The organism is Phaeobacter sp. HS011, from assembly GCF_018101215.1.
In the GTDB taxonomy this organism is placed as follows: domain Bacteria; phylum Pseudomonadota; class Alphaproteobacteria; order Rhodobacterales; family Rhodobacteraceae; genus Phaeobacter; species Phaeobacter inhibens.
Genome location: NZ_JAGEUF010000013.1, coordinates 36,064 through 52,191 on the forward strand (window position 1 = coordinate 36,064; position 16,128 = coordinate 52,191).

At 63.7% G+C, this 16,128-nt stretch carries 13 protein-coding genes; 6 read left to right on the top strand and 7 right to left on the bottom strand.

The genetic code is table 11. From position 1 onward, the window contains the following. Positions 1-18: 18 nt before the first annotated feature. The 6 genes from J4721_RS18960 to J4721_RS18985 form a co-directional block, all read right to left on the bottom strand. Positions 19-885 carry a sugar phosphate isomerase/epimerase gene (locus J4721_RS18960; protein WP_211003368.1) on the bottom strand — a complete coding sequence of 289 codons (867 nt, stop codon included), beginning with the start codon at positions 883-885 and terminating at the stop codon, positions 19-21. Continuing rightward, positions 882-2,204, bottom strand: a complete 1,323-nt coding sequence (locus J4721_RS18965) for a DUF6005 family protein (protein WP_211003367.1) — start codon at positions 2,202-2,204, stop codon at positions 882-884. Before J4721_RS18965 ends, J4721_RS18960 begins: the two co-directional genes overlap by 4 nt. Further along, positions 2,201-3,505: an AMP-binding protein gene (locus tag J4721_RS18970; RefSeq protein ID WP_211003366.1), complete on the bottom strand. Its 1,305-nt coding sequence runs from the start codon at positions 3,503-3,505 to the stop codon at positions 2,201-2,203. The genes J4721_RS18965 and J4721_RS18970 overlap by 4 nt, the downstream gene beginning before the upstream one ends. Positions 3,506-3,507: 2 nt before the next feature. Beyond that, on the bottom strand, positions 3,508-5,256 hold the full coding sequence (locus tag J4721_RS18975; RefSeq protein ID WP_211003365.1) for an IucA/IucC family siderophore biosynthesis protein: 1,749 nt from the start codon (positions 5,254-5,256) through the stop codon (positions 3,508-3,510). Continuing rightward, positions 5,243-7,075 (bottom strand): IucA/IucC family siderophore biosynthesis protein, encoded by a 1,833-nt coding sequence (locus J4721_RS18980; RefSeq protein ID WP_211003364.1) that lies wholly within the window; start codon positions 7,073-7,075, stop codon positions 5,243-5,245. The genes J4721_RS18975 and J4721_RS18980 overlap by 14 nt, the downstream gene beginning before the upstream one ends. A 364-nt stretch (positions 7,076-7,439) precedes the next feature. Further along, positions 7,440-9,434, bottom strand: a complete 1,995-nt coding sequence (locus J4721_RS18985; protein ID WP_211003363.1) for a TonB-dependent siderophore receptor — start codon at positions 9,432-9,434, stop codon at positions 7,440-7,442. A gap of 269 nt (positions 9,435-9,703) precedes the next feature. Here J4721_RS18985 and J4721_RS18990 point away from each other — a divergent pair, with 269 nt between their 5' ends. The 5 genes from J4721_RS18990 (at position 9,704) to J4721_RS19010 (ending at position 14,860) form a co-directional block, all read left to right on the top strand. Continuing rightward, entirely contained in the window at positions 9,704-10,687 is a 984-nt protein-coding gene (locus J4721_RS18990; RefSeq protein WP_211003362.1) for a siderophore ABC transporter substrate-binding protein, read from the top strand. Further along, entirely contained in the window at positions 10,680-11,675 is a 996-nt protein-coding gene (locus tag J4721_RS18995; RefSeq protein WP_211003379.1) for an iron chelate uptake ABC transporter family permease subunit, read from the top strand. The genes J4721_RS18990 and J4721_RS18995 overlap by 8 nt, the downstream gene beginning before the upstream one ends. Next, the gene (locus J4721_RS19000; protein WP_247656211.1) at positions 11,668-12,669 is read left to right on the top strand and encodes an iron chelate uptake ABC transporter family permease subunit; all 1,002 of its coding nucleotides are present in this window, start codon (positions 11,668-11,670) and stop codon (positions 12,667-12,669) included. The genes J4721_RS18995 and J4721_RS19000 overlap by 8 nt, the downstream gene beginning before the upstream one ends. Further along, a complete protein-coding gene (locus tag J4721_RS19005) occupies positions 12,666-13,424 on the top strand; it encodes an ABC transporter ATP-binding protein (protein WP_014876566.1) in 759 nt (252 codons plus the stop codon). The genes J4721_RS19000 and J4721_RS19005 overlap by 4 nt, the downstream gene beginning before the upstream one ends. Before the next feature lie 98 nt (positions 13,425-13,522). Then, positions 13,523-14,860, top strand: coding sequence for an FAD-binding oxidoreductase (locus J4721_RS19010; RefSeq protein WP_211003361.1), 1,338 nt, complete (start codon positions 13,523-13,525; stop codon positions 14,858-14,860). Between the two features lie 55 nt (positions 14,861-14,915). On the opposite strand, the gene J4721_RS19015 is transcribed toward J4721_RS19010, so the two are convergent. Continuing rightward, positions 14,916-15,407 (bottom strand): heme-binding protein, encoded by a 492-nt coding sequence (locus J4721_RS19015; protein WP_076621056.1) that lies wholly within the window; start codon positions 15,405-15,407, stop codon positions 14,916-14,918. Positions 15,408-15,488: 81 nt separating this feature from the next. On the opposite strand from J4721_RS19015, the gene J4721_RS19020 reads away from it, so the two are divergent. Continuing rightward, the gene (locus tag J4721_RS19020) at positions 15,489-16,121 is read left to right on the top strand and encodes a Crp/Fnr family transcriptional regulator (RefSeq protein ID WP_211003360.1); all 633 of its coding nucleotides are present in this window, start codon (positions 15,489-15,491) and stop codon (positions 16,119-16,121) included. The last annotated feature ends 7 nt before the right edge of the window (positions 16,122-16,128 follow it).

A 16,128-nucleotide genomic window follows, 5' to 3' on the forward strand; every position in this document is an offset into this window, starting at 1 on the left:
CGGTGGCGGCAGCGGACGCTAACCCGCCGAGGCGGTTTGGTGTGTAGTGCCGGTTTGACCTGCCGTGGTTGGTTCCGCAGCGGTCAGGGCGCGGATCTCCGCGATGTCATTTTTCAGTGTCTGAAACACCTCATCGCCGAACCATTCCAGTGAGGCCTCGCAGGGGCCGTCTTGCCACATCTCCCGCAGCAGGCTGCGGTAGTCATAGGCCCCTTCCATCAGCGGCACCATCCCGGTCCGACAGCCCGCCGCGCTGTAGACATTCGCGGGGGCAAAGACGGGCAGTCGGGTACGGTCCGAGACGTTTTTCAGGTGGTAATGCGCAATTTTGGGCAACAGGGTCCGGCGTGCCGTCACCGGATCATCACCGCCTTCCCAGACGTGGAGCGCGTCGAAGTTGATGGCCAGCGCATCGTGGTCGGCGGCGTCAATCAGCGCCGTGGTGGCAGCCAGCGTGTCGGCGAGGGTGCCGGGGTGGGTCTCCACCAGCAGGCGCAGGCCGTGATCGGCGGCGATATCGCAGGCGTGGCGCAGGGCGCGGGTGGTCTGGTCGCGGTCCGCCGCCGGGACCGTGGCGCTGGCCTGCATCCCGGCAAAGGTGCGGATCTTGCCCGCGCCCCAGGTTTGCGCCAACGCACATAAGGCGCGGGTTCTGCGGGTCAGCTCCTGCCGGTCCTGCAGGGGCAGGTAGTCGCTGATCATCGGGATCGACAGCCCCTGTGCGGCCATCCACTGCGCGTTATGGATCGCCAGCGGTGACTGATTGCGGGCATGAACGCCCCAAAGCTCAATCCCCTGAAACCCGGTATCCCGCGCCCAGAAGGCAATGTCCTTCAGGTCGATCAGCTGGTGGCGAAAAGAAATGGTGCAGAGCGAAATCTTCATGCCGGCTCCCCTTTGAGCATGGCCCCTGTTTCAGGGCTTCGATTGGGTGAGATGGACGCGGCGACCTGAGTGGTGCGGCACCAGGTCTGAAACTGCGCATGAAGCGCTGTCTTGATTGTAAACTCCAGCCGGTCCAATGCGTCCAGTGCCGCGATCAGATCCGGCAGCTGGGCGCGGTCGCGGGTATGCGCCAGTTTGGCAGCCTGAAAATGCAGCCGACGGAACCCCTCACAAAGGGCTTCGACCTGATCGCAATGGGCGTCGAACACGGCAAAGCTGGTGTCCAACGCGCGCCAGAAGAAGGCAAAGGCGTGTTCATAGGCGTATTTGCGCAGCGACAGCACCGGCAATTCGCGCAGGGCGATCTCCAGCTCCGGCAGTGCCAGCGGCCGCTCGGGGTGGCCATGATAGGTGATGATCCGGCGCAGAGCGTCCGTCAGCGGGTTGGCGTCCGGGCGGAAGGTCGCGTTGAAATAGGCCACGAGGTCCTGAGGTTCGGGCGCGCGGGCGCGTGTGCTGTCGAGGATATAGCCGCCCGCCACGCTGGGTTGCGCCATGGCATTGAGGATGGCGGCACGCGGCAGGTCGCCCCGCCAGCGATAATCCGGATCGTTCATATGCCAGACCTCGGGGCCGGCGGTCGGCTCGATAATGACGAAATGCGGAAACGGGTCCTGATTGTATTTGGTGTCCCGCTCCGGCAGGTGGAACATATCGAGCATCACCACCAGCTGGCGGTCGGTGGCCGGGGTGTGGAGCAGTTTTTCAAAGCGGGTCAGGTTGTCGGATTTCGACAGGGCGGGATCGTGCCACTGGCTGACGCGGATGCCATACAGTTGTTCGACCCAGCGGATATAGTGATCCTGGGTCATCTCGGCGCTGTGATAGGCCAGATGCTGCTGGGCGGTGACAGCAAAATCGCTGTCCCATGTGCCGAAGTAGAAGGGCCGGAAATCCAGTCCCTCATGCCGCCGGATCGCCGCACAGAGACAGCTGACAAAGCAATGTACGGTGATCTCGCTCGGGTCCTGATTGGCGGGGGTTGCCTCTGGTTCGGTGGCAACCGCTGCGGATGGGCTGGCCAGAAGCACATGGATCAGATCGGCGACGGTGACGAAATCCTCCTTGCGGAAATCACGCTCGGGGATCGCCACGCCGTGGTCGGTTTCCAGATGCACCAGCAGGTTGATCAGCACCACGGAGTCGATATGCAGATCATCGTTCAGCACCGCCTCGGGTCCGAATTGTGCCATATGCGGATTGGCCAGCGGCCCGGCAAGGGTCTGCTGCATTGCGTGCAGCACGCTGTCGAAGGTCATGCGGGCACCTGCTGATCGGCTGTGTGATCCGTGCCGGATGCGTATCTTTCGGCGATGTCGCGGCGGCTGATCTTGCCATTGGCCTGACGCGGCAGGGCGGGAAGGCGACGCAGCTGGGCAGGTTTCTGATGATCGGCCAGCAGATCGGCGCATTGGGCGCGCAGCTGCGTCTCGCTGAGGGTGGTGCTGACAAACAGCAGCCCCACCCGCGCGCCGGCCTGCGGGTCGGGCAGGCGAAAGGCGACGGCATCCTCAACCCCCGGCAGGCACATGACCGCGCGTTCGACATCCTGCGGATAGACGTTCAGTCCGGCAACGTTGATCATATCATCCGCACGGGCGGTGAAGACCAGCCCGCCATCGGCGGCGAGATAGCCCAGATCGCCGGTCTCGACCCAGTTGCCCCCGGCGGCATCCGTGGTGGCCGGACCCCCAGTCGTCAGCTGTACGCGGACCGGGCCGGGGGTGTCGAGCGCGCCTGCCTGCAGATCGAGATGTGGCAGCGGGTGGCCGACATCGCAGGGCGCCTGCAGATCCTGATTGATCGCAATACAGCCCACTTCGGAGCAGCCATATTGCTGGAACAGATGCCGGGTGCGGGCGCGGATCAGCTGGAACCATGGATCGGGCAGCACCGTGCCCGAGGTGACGGCGGCGTTCAGTTCCTCGTCACGGGGCAGCAGCTTGGCAAGGGTATGCAGCATCGCAGGCGAGGTATAGAGCACCGGGTTTGACACCTCGCGCAGGCGGCGCAGGACGTACTTCGGGTTCACCGCATCAATGATGACCGGCACATGGCCACGATGTAGCGCCACCAGAACCCCCGGAATCAGCCCGTAGGAATGGGTCACCGGGCAGGCGATCACCGGCGTCATCTTAGCGGCGCTGGCAAAGAAGTCGGCGTAATGGCGGACCTCTGTTGAGATGTTGTCCCAGCTGCGGGTGATCACCTTGGCCGCGCCGGTGGTGCCGGAGCTCATCTGCACCAGAACGCCTGCGCCGGGGCGCGCGCTGGCGGTCTGACCGGGCTGCCGGGGCAGCGGTTGCGGGACAAGATCATCCTCCAGAAACCAGTCGCATCCGGCTTTGGTCGCCATCTGTTTTGCGGCCTCCGCCGGGATATCGGCGTGGATTGGGAAAACGCCGGCCTTGTGGTCCTTCAGGTATAGCAGGGTTGCGAGGCCGAGGCCGGTGTCGCGCATCCGCAGGGCGTAGCGGTGGTGCAGATCATCGCCAAGCGCTTGTTGCAGTCTTGGGTGCAGCGCGGTGGGATCAAGGGGGGTGTCATTCAATACAAACATGGTCAGCTGTCCTTTGCAGTGGCCAGAGGGTTGTCGATCAGATGGCGATAGGCGCCGGTCCGGTCGGGGTCGATTTTGCGGGTGATCAGGCTTTCGGCGTGGATCTGCGGCGCAAAGGGCGCGAGGGCGGCCATGCGCTGTGCCTGCCCGTGATCGGCGGCGTAGCGGTCCAGCCGCGCGCGCAGGCGCTGCCAGAAACGGGATTCAGGCAGGTCGAACTGGCGCTGCATGAGGTCCGACAGATCCGCGAGATTGAAGACAAACAGCGTGTCCATCACCAGCTCGCGCAGCCCATCACCACAGGCCAGCGCGTGGAACCGGTCCAGCGGTGCGGTTGCAAAAACCGGGTCAATCGCGGCCAGATCCGGGCAGAGTTCCGGTCGCGACAGCAACGGCGCCACATATTCCACACCATCGTGAAAATCGCGGGCGATGATGCCGGTGGGCCAGCCATTGTCATGCTGCAGGATGAGGTTTTGGCCATGGGCCTCCAGCCCGATGCCATGGGCCACCATCAGATGCCAGACCGGCAGCACCGCCGTTTCAATCAGCTGCGCCAGCCAGCGGTCGCGGCCATGGGTCGCGATCCAGGGCGCGATCAGGGGCTGGCCGTCTCCCTCGGTCAGGGAGAGCGCATTGAAGGGCATCATCTGATTGTCCGCCAGACCGAGCGAGGCCGGGCTTTGCCGCCAGATCGCCGCCAGATGCCCCTCTAGCGCGGTGCCGCGCCCGGCGATGATCCCGGCGTATTCCGGCAGCAGGGTCAGCGGGTAGTCGTGCTGCAGCAGCGGGTCGGCGGCAATCACCTTGACCAGCCAGTCGGATATGACCGGCGCAACGGCCACGGTTTCGGGGATCAATGTGCGCAGGGACGAGGTGTTGCGCATGGTCATTGCGGTTTTGACATGGGCGCGCTGCGGCTGGTCGGCATTCATCAGGGTGCGGACCGATTGGGTGGCGCTGTAGTGATCGCCGATCTCACCAATCATCACGAGCTGACCGCCGGATTGCCACGCCGGAATCAGCGGATCCTGCGCCAGCTGGTCCCATTGCCAGGGATGGATTGGCAGCAAGGCAAAGCCCCCGGTTCCCAGATCAATGCTCTGATCTGCGGCGATCCCTTGGATGCGGTTCCACTCTTGCTGGCCCAATTCGCGGGACCAGAAATCATCGTCGGGCAGGTTTTGCTGGATCAGATCATGGTGAAACAGCAGCCCGATCAGGCGAAAGCGCTGGCCCGCTTCCGGCCCAAAGCGCAGATGATCGGTATCGCTGAAGCCACTTCGGGCCTTGTAACACGGGTGGTAGGGGTGGCCTTCGTGAAGGGCGCGCTCCATCTGTGCAACGCCCAGCTGGTGCCGCCGGGGCGGGCGGAGGATCTGCTGGTGGTTGAGGTCATCCAGTTCTGCGGTGCGCCGCAGATCGGTGCGCAGGGCGGCCAAGGCAGCCTCCGGGGCGTCAATCGATGAGAGCACATCCTCCAGATCGGCAGGTTGCCAGCCGTGATCGCGCGCGATTTCGATGCTGCCCTGCGTCAGCCGGTAGCGGCTGAAGGCGCCGCAGCGCCCCTGCGCGCGAAACATCGCAGGGCCGAGATGCCAGCACAGCCTGCCGTCCTGCGTGGTGACCCCCTGCGCGCAGCCCTCGCTCAGCAATGCTTCGCAGAGTTGGCGCAACACGCGCTGCATGGCATCGGTCGGGCTGCAGAGCGGCAGGGCGGGTGTCGGGATGGCACAGTCAGGCAAAGGCATCGGCAACCGCCTCCGTGGTTTGGGTTCGCAGAGCAGCAAGCGGGTTGGGCATTTCGAGAAACAGCCCCTCCTGCGTGTCGGTCTGCAATTCATCGAGATCATGCAGGCGGGTCAGCAGATTGGCTTTCGTCGCCAGTCTGGGCGCCTGCAACAGGTCGCTGACCAATGCGCGTGCGGCGCCGGTCAGCTGGGGCATCATCTGCTGCAGGTGGTCGCGCAGCTGGTGCAGAAGGGCCTGTTCCGGCACCAGCCCGTCACAGCCCATACGCCAGATCACCGCAAAGATCTGATTGACCACAAGGTAATAGGTCAGCCGCGCATCGATATGGCTGCGGCTGAACACCAGAGCAGGCACATCGGCGAGGCTCGGCTCCATCCCGCGCAGCTGGGCAAAGGCGTCTTCGGTGATGAAATAGCCCTGATTGTCGCGGTAGAAGCCCTGCCGAGGCAGCCCCTCGGACAGATCCAGCAAGGCGTTCTGCTGATGCGCCTCAAGGGCGATGCCGTGCCGGTCATAGAGCGTCAGAACCGGGGTGAGCATACAGTCGAGATAGGCCGTGAACCAGCGCGCTGCGGTCTGCCTGCGCGGGGTTCGGCTGCGGGTGGCCAGATCGCTGATCTGCGTGGCTAGCAGCGAGGTCCCCCCCGGACGCGGATCCGCAGTGAGGGCCGCCAGCGTAAAGATTCCGTCACCGGCCGCGCCCTGAAACGGGTTGCGGCGAAAAATCACCTCAAACCCACTTTCGCCGCCCTTCGGGTCGGTCACGGTCAGATAGGCGGGGTCGTCGATGATCTGAAACTGCGGCAGGCCGTCCGTGATGTTCAACCGGCGCAGCAGCCGCGCCATCGCGACGCCCTGCTGCAACTCACTGGTGAGGGTGACGCGCAGCGAATTGGTCAGCCGCACAGGAACCGAGAATTTGAGCATCCATGGACAATCGGCGGCAAAGACCGTCCGCAGCGAGGAGCTGGCTGTGAAACGGGGGCCAGCAGGGCCAAGGTTGCGCAGCTGACCGCTGGCGAGCAGCGCTTGCACCGCAGGGGTCAGCAACAGCGCCTGCGCCTGCAGCGGATGCGCCGGAATCAGCTGCTCACCGGGCCGCAGGGAACGGCCATCCAGCAGGTCGTCTATCAGGCCGGGGATTTCGGTCAGGATCTCGCAAACCGGCGCGACCGCGCTGTCTTGGCGGGTGATATCGGCCCGTGCGGCAAAGAGGTGCAGCTGGAATTCACCGGCATACTCAGGGGCATAGGCCACCTGTTGCCAGTCTGTCATGCCATCCCGGCTCTTGGGTGTGGGATGCAGCCAGTGGCCATAGACCAGCGATTGCTCGGCCTGGTGGAACCCGGTGGGATGGGCGGCGGCGGTGTGGTGGAGGGCGGCTTCGATCTCGGCGTTGCTGTTGAAAATGGCGCGCAGAAATGCGGGGAGTTTGGCGGGATCCGTCGCCCCGGCGCGATGGAAACACTCCTGAGCGATCAGGCTGATCACTTGCGTCGGCGGGGCAGGCTGCCAGTAGCGCTCACCGCTGAAGCGCAGCTGAGCGGCGCCGAATTTCAGCGGTCCGGTCATTGAGACATAACGCAGCTGAAGGCGCAGCATTGCAGGGGTATGTGCCATTGCGATGTCGATCTGAGGGCGTGGATCCGTGGAGGATGGCCTGCGGTCTCCGGGCAATGCGGGGCATTCGCGCAGGAAACCGTTGACCAGCGCCTGAAGACTGGCGGCCAGCGCAGTCTGCGCGGCGATGGCGCAGCCGGAGGTATCGGCCTGTGCAGGTGTCGGCGCGGGAATCAGCGCGGTTTGACAGGCGATCATGGGTGTGGCCCCACAGGCCGGGCGGCCCCCGAAAACCGGGTTATCCGGGTGGGTCGGTGTTGAATTTGGTGCATCTCTCACAGCGGTTCCGCAGCCATGCCGGACAGGACCACAGGTTCACCGGCATGGTGATCCCGGCGGGTGACTCCGTCTGGCGATTTGAAATGGGAACTGGCGGAATGCTGGCGGCTAAGCGGCGGGAAGGATCCGACCGCATTGGCATCATGTCATGCGCGTTAATTAGGAAATACCAGCATGATCCAAAAGGCGTTTTATCGCGATAGGTGTATTCTTGCCGAAGCAGGCGCGCCCACAAAAGAGGCACGCCCGCAGGTCAGGGGTCGAAGGCGATCAGGCCGGTGCCTCAGAAGGAGACATTGGCCACGAGCGAGACCGAACGGCCCGGCTCTTTCAGGGTGGGAAAGCCGGGGTAGTCGCCGCCATAGGTGGCGCGGTCGGCGTATTGACGATCAAAGACGTTGTTGATCTCGGCGCGGATCGTCACGTTGTCATAGGCCGCCGGGCGGTATTCGGCAAAGAGGTTCAGAACCTCGTAGCCTTCCAGCTTGGTTGTGGCGTCGGCCTCATTCAGCTGCTGATCGTAGTCGAAGGCCGCATCAATATGGCCACCAACAACCAGGTCCCATTGTGGCAGTTCCTGCTGGACCTCAAGTGCCAGAACCTGACCAATCGGGGCACCGGAATCCAGCACGTAGTAGCTGGAGGTGGCGGCACCGTTGACGCGGGTTTCACTGTCGGTGAAGGTCAGACGGGCAAAGCCGCTGTCCCAGCCATAAGTGGCGCCCAGATTGTAGCCCCGGCTTTCGAAATCATAGCTGGTGACCGTCGGGCCTGCGACATCGCGGGTGTCGTCGATCTTGGTCTGGAAGGCCTCGGCACCGAGGGTCCAGTTGCCGCTTTGCCAGTCGGCACCGACCACCACGTTGCTTGCGCGGCGCGGTTTCAGGGCGGAGTAATCCCAATCGCGGAAGAACAGGAAGTTATCCTCAATCCCGATGCCGCCAAAGACGTTGGAATAGCCGGCCCGCAGCGACAGCGCATCGTTGACGTCATAGACGATGGAGAGATTGCCGCTCAGCCCGGAGCTGTCCTGCTCATAGGGGCGACCGCTTTGGCCAAAATCCTGCCCGGTAAAGGCATTCCAGTCATAGCGCAGACCGGCGGAGACCTTGAGCCGGTCACTGGGTTGCAGGCGGGCCTGCGCAAAGACGCCGATGGTCTGGCTGGTCTCGGAAGGGCGGTTGGTACCCCAGTAGTCGCCGCTGGCGGAGCTTTTCTGGTCCTGAAAATCAATCCCGGCCGTGATGGTGTCGCTTTCCGACAGGTGGAAGCGGTTCTGGAAGGTCGCGGAATAGGTCCGGGTCACACCCACGCTGGTTTCGGTAGTGCCGATGCTGCCGATCTCATTCTCGGAAAACCCGATGGTGGCCGAGGGATCCCAGTTGCCGCCGCCGTTCACATCCTCGTAGCGCAGCGAATAGACGGTGCGCTTGGTGTCGTAGACCGTGTCCAGTGGGTTGAAGGAGGCGGTGCCGAAATTGGCGCGGCGGTTGCGCAGGGCGGTGTCCTGCATCTGCTGGCCGGAGAATTCAAACCGGTGTCCGGCGTCGGTCTCATAGGCCAGTTTCAGCAGGCCGGCTGTCAGATCGCTGCGGGTGCCGCCCACGGTGTTGCCGGCACCATCGGTGTAGTCGTCACCGGTCATGCGCTTGCCGTAGAGCAGGATCTCGAAACCGTTGGATTGCCCTGCCAGCGTCAGCGAGGTGCCGAAGGTATCGCCATTTTCACCGTAGCTGAGGCGTGTTTTGCCGCCAATGGCCTGGCCTTCGGTCAGGATATCCTCGGCATCGATGGTTTCCATCACGACCCGGCCAGCCAGCGCACCGGGGCCTGCATCGGCGGGGGCCACACCGGGGTCAACCCGCACGGATTTCATCAGACCAGGATCAAAGGCATTGGCGCTGGCGTGGTGGAACACGCGGTTGTTCTGGGACACGCCATCCACCTGCACCGCCAGTTTCAGCATGTCGATCCCGTTGACATAGATTTTCTGCGCGACGGGAATGGCGCCGCCAACTGAAACGGAGGCGATGCCTGCAAACAGATCCTTGAGATCGCCCATCGCGGCGCGTTCGATTTCGGCATCTGCGACATAGACGGCGGTTGCGCGGTCTGCGGCGTCGCCGTCGGCATCGCGCTGCTTCACGATGATCGGGTCCAGCGACAGGACGCCGTCGTCCTCTGCGTGGCCTTTGGTTGCGGAAAACACCGTCAGGGCCGTGCTGCACAGCAGACCGGTCAGGAGGATGGATGATTTATGTGCTGTGGTATGTGCCATGGTAACCCGCGTGATAAACTGGAGTTAGCTGGGGTAACCTGGCTGCGCCCGCTTTGGGGCTGTCGGTCTCATAGTGAGCAATGGTCCCCCGTGCAAGCAGGGCGTTAAAATTATTTCCCGCTGTCGCCCCGGACGCAGCGTCACAGGTCACCCGCGATAGGGCGCGGGCGGGAATGGTCTCTGGACTTTTGCCGCCACCCGGCCTAACAAGCGGGCGATTTTGAGCCAGCCTGATTGCCAGCCGTTATCCATCTGACGGGATTGAACACATGGCAAAATGGACGCGATTGCAGCTGGCGGCTGCGCTGATGCTTGGGCTGGCCGGCCCGGCTGCAGCAGATCAGACCACAACAGACACAGACCGCGCCAGGGTGCCTGTCATGACGGCTTTGGGCATGCGGGAGCTGCCTGCGCTGCCGCAGAAAATTGTGGTGCTGGACATCGCCGCCGCCGACACGCTGGCAGCGCTGGAGGTGCCTATCGCGGGGCTGCCGTCACGGCTTTATGTGGATTATCTGAACAAACAGCAGGCCGAGGCGGCCCCAATGGGGACGCTGTTTGAGCCGGATTTCGAGGCGATTGCGGGACTGGCGCCGGACCTGATCGTAGCGGGTGGACGCTCCTCCCGTCAGGTTGAGGCGCTGTCGGAGATCGCGCCCACCATTGATATGACCATCTGGGGCGCGAGCCACGTTGATCTGGCGCTGTCGCGGCTGCGCAGCTATGGCGCGCTGATGGGGCGCCCTGCGGCGGCAGCCGCACTTGAAACCGCGTTTCTGGCAAAGCTTGAGGCGGCGCGGGCTGCTGTTGACGGGCGTGGACGGGCGCTGATCGTGATGACCAACGGGCCGAAGGTGACCACCTATGGCGCTCAGTCCCGCTTTGGCTGGTTGCATGGCGCGCTCAACCTGCCGGAGGCGGTGATCGAGCAGCCCGAGGCCACCTCTGGCGATGAGGCCCAGACCGCAAAGGCGGCAGAGGCCGCAACCCATGGTGAGGCGATTTCATTTGAATATATCGCGCAGGCCAACCCTGACTGGCTGATTGTCATCGATCGGGCCAGCGCCATCGGGCAGGACAATCAGGCCGCCGCCGCCACGCTGGACAATGCGTTGGTGACCGGAACCGAAGCCTGGAAAAAAGGTCAGATCATCTATCTCGACTCCGCTGCGATCTACATTGCAGGCGGTGGCATCCAGTCGATGACAGCCACGCTGGAGCAGATCCGTGCGGGCTTTGCCGTCGGTGGCTGACGCTACGGGATCCGCAATCGGGCCGGGCAGATCCGCACGCGGCGCGATCTGCCTGTGCCTGTTGCTTTTGGTGCTGCTGGCGGGACTGAGCTGCGCAATCGGGGTCAATCAGACCTCACCGCTTGCGCTGTTGCAGGACCCAAAGGCGGCGCAGCTGCTGCTGATCAGCCGCATTCCGCGCACGCTGGCGGTGATCCTGACCGGGGCCACGATGGCGGTTGCCGGGGTGATCATGCAGCTCCTGGTGCGCAACCGCTTTGTCGAACCGGGCACCACCGGCACCAATGAAGCGGCAATGCTGGGGCTGCTGGGCGCAACCTTACTGGCGCCAGCGCTGCCGATCTTTGCCAAGATGTTATGTGCGGCGGTGGCGGCCTTGTTGGGCACACTGGTGTTTCTGGCGCTGGCCCGGCGCATCCCCCCGCAGCAGCCGCTGTTGGTGCCATTGGTGGGTCTGGTCTATGGCGGCATTCTGGCCGCCGCCGCCGGTTTCATCGCGTTTCAGGCCGATCTGCTGCAATATCTCGCGATCTGGATGAGCGGCGAGTTCTCTGGCGTGCTCTCCGGACGGTATGAGCTGTTGTGGCTGGCGGGGGTGCTGGCGGGGCTGGCCTATCTGGTGGCGGGTCAGTTTACCATTGCCGGGCTGGGCGAGATGGCCAGCCGGGGGCTTGGCCTGCGCTACGGGCAGGTGCTCGGCTTTGGCGTGGTGGTGGTGTCGCTGGTGTCGGCGCTGGTGATTGTCACGGTTGGGGTGTTGCCCTTTGTCGGGCTGGTGGTGCCCAATCTGGTGTCGCGGATCATGGGCGACAACCTGCGTGACAGCCTGCCCGTGGTGGCGGCGACAGGGGCGGGGCTGCTGCTGGTCTGTGATATGCTGGGTCGGCTGCTGCGCGCGCCCTACGAGATCCCGGCCGGCACGGTTTTCGGGCTGTTTGGGGCGGCGCTGTTTCTGGTGATGCTGCTGCGACGGCCCGCCCATGGCTGAGGTAACCCTGTTGCGCAGGAGCGGGCGGCGGCTGGTGCCGCTGGACCGCCGGTTGCTGGTACTGGCGGGACTGCTGATTGGTGCGGCTGCCGGTTTCATCAGCTGGGGGTTGCCGTGGTCCGACGGGGTGCCGTCGGCCTATATCCTTCAGCTGCGCGCGACGAAGCTGGCGGGGCTGATCTGCGTCGGCACGGCCATTGGCCTTGCGACGGTGCTGTTTCAAACGCTGAGCAACAACCGGATTCTGACGCCTTCGATCATGGGATTTGATGCGCTGTTTCTGCTGATGCAGTCGGTCATGGTGATGATGTTCGGGCTGGCGACCATGGCCCAGCTGTCGGGGTTTGCGGGGTTTCTGCTGAATGCGGGTGTGATGATGGTGGCCGCGCTGCTGCTGTTCACCGGCCTGCTGCGACGCACCCGCGGTGATATCCAGTTGATGATCCTCGTCGGTGTGGTGATTGCGGTCCTGCTGCGGACCCTGGCGGTGTTTCTGCAACGGCTGATGGATCCTTCGGCCTTTGCTGTGGTGCAGACGCGGATGTTTGCGCAGTTCGGCAGCATCGACCGTGGCGCGCTGCTGGCGGCTGTCGGGGTGACCCTGCTGGCAACGCTCTGGCTGCTGCGGCGCGCGGCGCTGCTGGATGTGGCGGCGCTGGGGCGCGATCAGGCCCGCAGTCTGGGGGTTCGATACGACCGGCTGCACATGCAGCTGCTGTGCATTATTGCCGCGCTGGTCTCGGTCTCGACGGCGCTGGTGGGGCCGATTGCCTTTCTTGGGTTGCTGGTTACCAGCCTCGCGCACAGCCTGATGCAAAGCCATCGGCACGCCCTGCTGCTGCCCGCCTCGGCGCTGATTGCCGCCATTGTTCTGGTCGCCGGACAAACCCTGTTTGAGCGGCTTTTACAGCTCCAGTCCAGCCTTGCGATCGTGATTGAATTCTGCGGTGGCCTGCTGTTCATCCTGCTGCTGCTGAAAGGAAAACTGAGATGATCGATGTGACGGGCCTGTCGTTCACACTGGGTGACAAACCGATCCTGGACACGGTGGATGCCTGCCTTCCCGCAGGTCAGATCACGGCGCTGATCGGACCGAACGGAGCCGGGAAATCGACGCTGCTGAAGCTGATTGCGCAGCAGCTGACGGCCAGCTGGGGGCGGATCTGTCTGTCGGGATGTGATCTGCGCAGCATCACTCCGGAGCAGCTGGCGCGCCGAATGGCGGTGGTCGGGCAGCAGTTGGACGTCGCGAGCCGGGTGCGGGTGCGCGATCTCGTTGGTTTCGGACGCTGGCCGCACAGCCGAGGTCGGCTGCGGGCAGAGGATCAGGCCGCAATTGCCGATGCGCTGGCGCTGTTTGAGCTGGACGATCTGCGCGACCGGTTTCTGGATGAGCTGTCTGGCGGTCAGCGGCAACGGGCCTTTATCGCGATGGCCTATGCGCAGGATACCGACTGGTTGCTGTTGGATGAACCGCTCAACAATCTCGATCTCAACCACGCGCGCAATTTGATGGCGCAGCTGCGGCATCTCGCCGATACACGCGGCAAGAGCATCGTGATCGTGCTGCATGATCTCAACTATGCGATCAGCTGGGCCGATCATGTCGTGGCCCTCGCTGCTGGGCGGGTTGCCTTTGCCGGACCGGTGGCGGAGGTGGCGACAAGCGAAAGCCTCAGCGCGCTCTATCAGACGCCGGTTGCCCTGCGCGAGGTCGAAGGCCGCCCGATCGCCTGCTATCACGGCTGACGTGGCCCGTCTGTCGAAGGTTTTTGCGCGGGATTGACTGCACCGGGGTCGGTGCGGATAGATCCGGGGTAGCAACTGACATGGGATGACGCGCCCGGATGAGACGTATTTACGAACCCCTTGCCTATACCGACCGGCCTATCAGGGCCCGGTATTGGGATCGCTTCCTGCCGGATCCTGCGCCGTGTTATGAACCCCTGCAGGATGAGGTCACGGCAGAATTTGCCGTAATCGGTGGCGGTTATACCGGGCTGTCGGCGGCGCTGACACTGGCGGAGGCGGGGGCCGATGTGGTGCTTCTGGATGCGCAGCGCCCAGGCTGGGGGGCTTCGGGGCGCAATGGCGGGCTGGTGTCGGTTGGCAGTGCGAAGCTGGCAGATGATGCCATCCTGCGCCGCTACGGACAGGCGGATGCGGAACAGTTTTTCGCAGCAGAGCGCGCCGCTGTCGATCTGGTGGAGACTTATGTGGAGCGGTTGGCGCTGGAGGTGGATCGCCACTCGCGCGGGTATACATTTGTGGCGCATCGTCCGGACCGTCTGACGGAGCTGCATGACTATGGGCAGGAGTACACCCGCCGCTACGGGCTGCCTTATGAGTTTATTCCGAAGGAAGAGATGGCCGCGCATGGGCTGAACAGCCCGGAGTTTCATGGCGCCGTCAACTTGCCGGTTGGCTTTGCCCTGAATCCGATGAAATTCGTGCTGGGCTTGACCCGCGCGGTGGAGGCAGCCGGAGTGCGGATGTTCTCCGACACGCCGGTGCAGGCGATCACCCCGGCGGCGGGCGGGTATCTGTTGCAGGGGCCGGCGGGGCAGGTGCGCGCCCGACACCTGCTGATTGCGACCAATGGCTATTCCTCGGATGATCTGCCACAGGCGCTGGCCGGGCGTTATCTGCCGGTGCAGTCCAATATCATGGTAACCCGTCCGCTGAGCGAGGCGGAGATCGCTGATCAGGGCTGGTGGAGTGAGCAGATGGTCTGTGACAGCCGCACACTGCTGCATTATCTGCGCCTGCTGCCGGATCGTCGGCTGTTGCTGGGGCTGCGCGGCTCGGTTCGGATGAGCGAAGAGAATATCGCCGTCACGAAGGCCAGGGCCCGGGCAGATTTTGACCGTATGTTCCCAGCCTGGCGCGCGGTGGAGACGGCGCATTTCTGGTCCGGCCTCATCTGCATGACCCGCAATCTGGTGCCCTTTGCCGGGGCGATACCGGGGATGAAGAACGCCTGGGCCGCGCTTGGCTATCATGGCAGCGGCGTCTGTATGGCGCCTTATGCCGGGGCGTTGATCGCTGATCAGGCGCTGGGGCGCCATCAGCGGCCCCACCCGGGTCTGATGCAGCGCCCCCTGCGCCGGTTTGAGCTGGGCCGGTGGCGACGGCTGTCGCTGCCGCTGGCCTTTGGCTGGTATCATCTGAAGGACCGGATCTGATCCGACGAAGGGCCGCGCGCGGTGATGTCCAGACGCGGCCCCTGTGCTGGCTGGCTTATTCGCCTGCGTCCATCACCTGTTTGATGCCGACCTCACCGCAGCCTTCCTCAATATTCGGGTCGGGCGCGCCGGACAGGCCGATGGCACCAATCAGCGCGCCGTCGTGAAAGATCGGCAGCCCACCGGTGAGCAACAGAATATCGTCTTCCATCTTGCCAAGCTGGCTATACCCCTCGGCCTCCGGCGCCTGGTTCAGGACCGAGGTCGGGATCTTCAGGCTGGCAGAGGTGTAGGCTTTGCGGAAACTGGTGTGGATCGTATTGGCACCGGTGCCGTCGCCGCGCTGGAAATAGACCAGACGGCCCTGATCATTTACAACAGAGACGGAGACCACGGTTTCGGATTTGTCGCATTCGGCGATGGCGGCTTTCGTAATGGCCTCAGCCACGGCCGCGGTCAGAACCGGGCGTTGGGGCAGCTCAACAGCGCTGCTGGCAAGCGGTGACAGTGCAATCGCAATAGAAAGCGAGAGGGCGGTTATTTTCATCGTACTCTATCCTGTGTAGCTGATCGTCAGCAGGCTAATCGGCCCGGCCCTGTTGAGACGACAATCTGGATTGGTATTGCGATGAAAAACCTGACCTCGGACCGATGGCTCGACCAATGTCTGCCACAGACGCAGGCGGCGCTGCTGGCGCAGGGACGGTCCCGGCGGTACGGCAAGGGGGAGGGTATCCATCAGATCGGCGATCCTGCGACGGAGCTGTTTTTCATCCGGTCAGGCGCGGTGCGGTTTGGCGCGGTGAACAAAGAGGGCAAGGCGTTGATCGTGCGGGATCTGACAGCGGGCCACTGGTTTGGCTTTATTGGCTGCTATGGTTCCGGCATACGACCCAATGATGCCTCTGCGCTGACAGATACGGTGCTGGTGCATGTGCCACTCAGTGCGGTGGAGATCGCAGGCAAGGCTGATCCGCTGCTATGGCGTGCGGTCAGCGGTGTTCTGGCAGGCTATGTCGGTCATTTCTACAAGACCTATGAAAACGCGGTCTTTCTGCCGTTGGAACAACGGTTGCGCGTGGCCTTGGCGCAGCTGTGCAAATGGCAGGCCACCACCACGCTGTCGATCAGTCAGAGCGAACTGGCCGCTCTTCTGGGGGTCACCAAAGAGGCCGTAGGTGTCAATCTCAACCTGCTGAAAGCTGACGGTCAGGTGGACCTTGGCTATCGGTCGGTGCGCTGCCTGTGGCTGGAGACCTGAGGCCTGA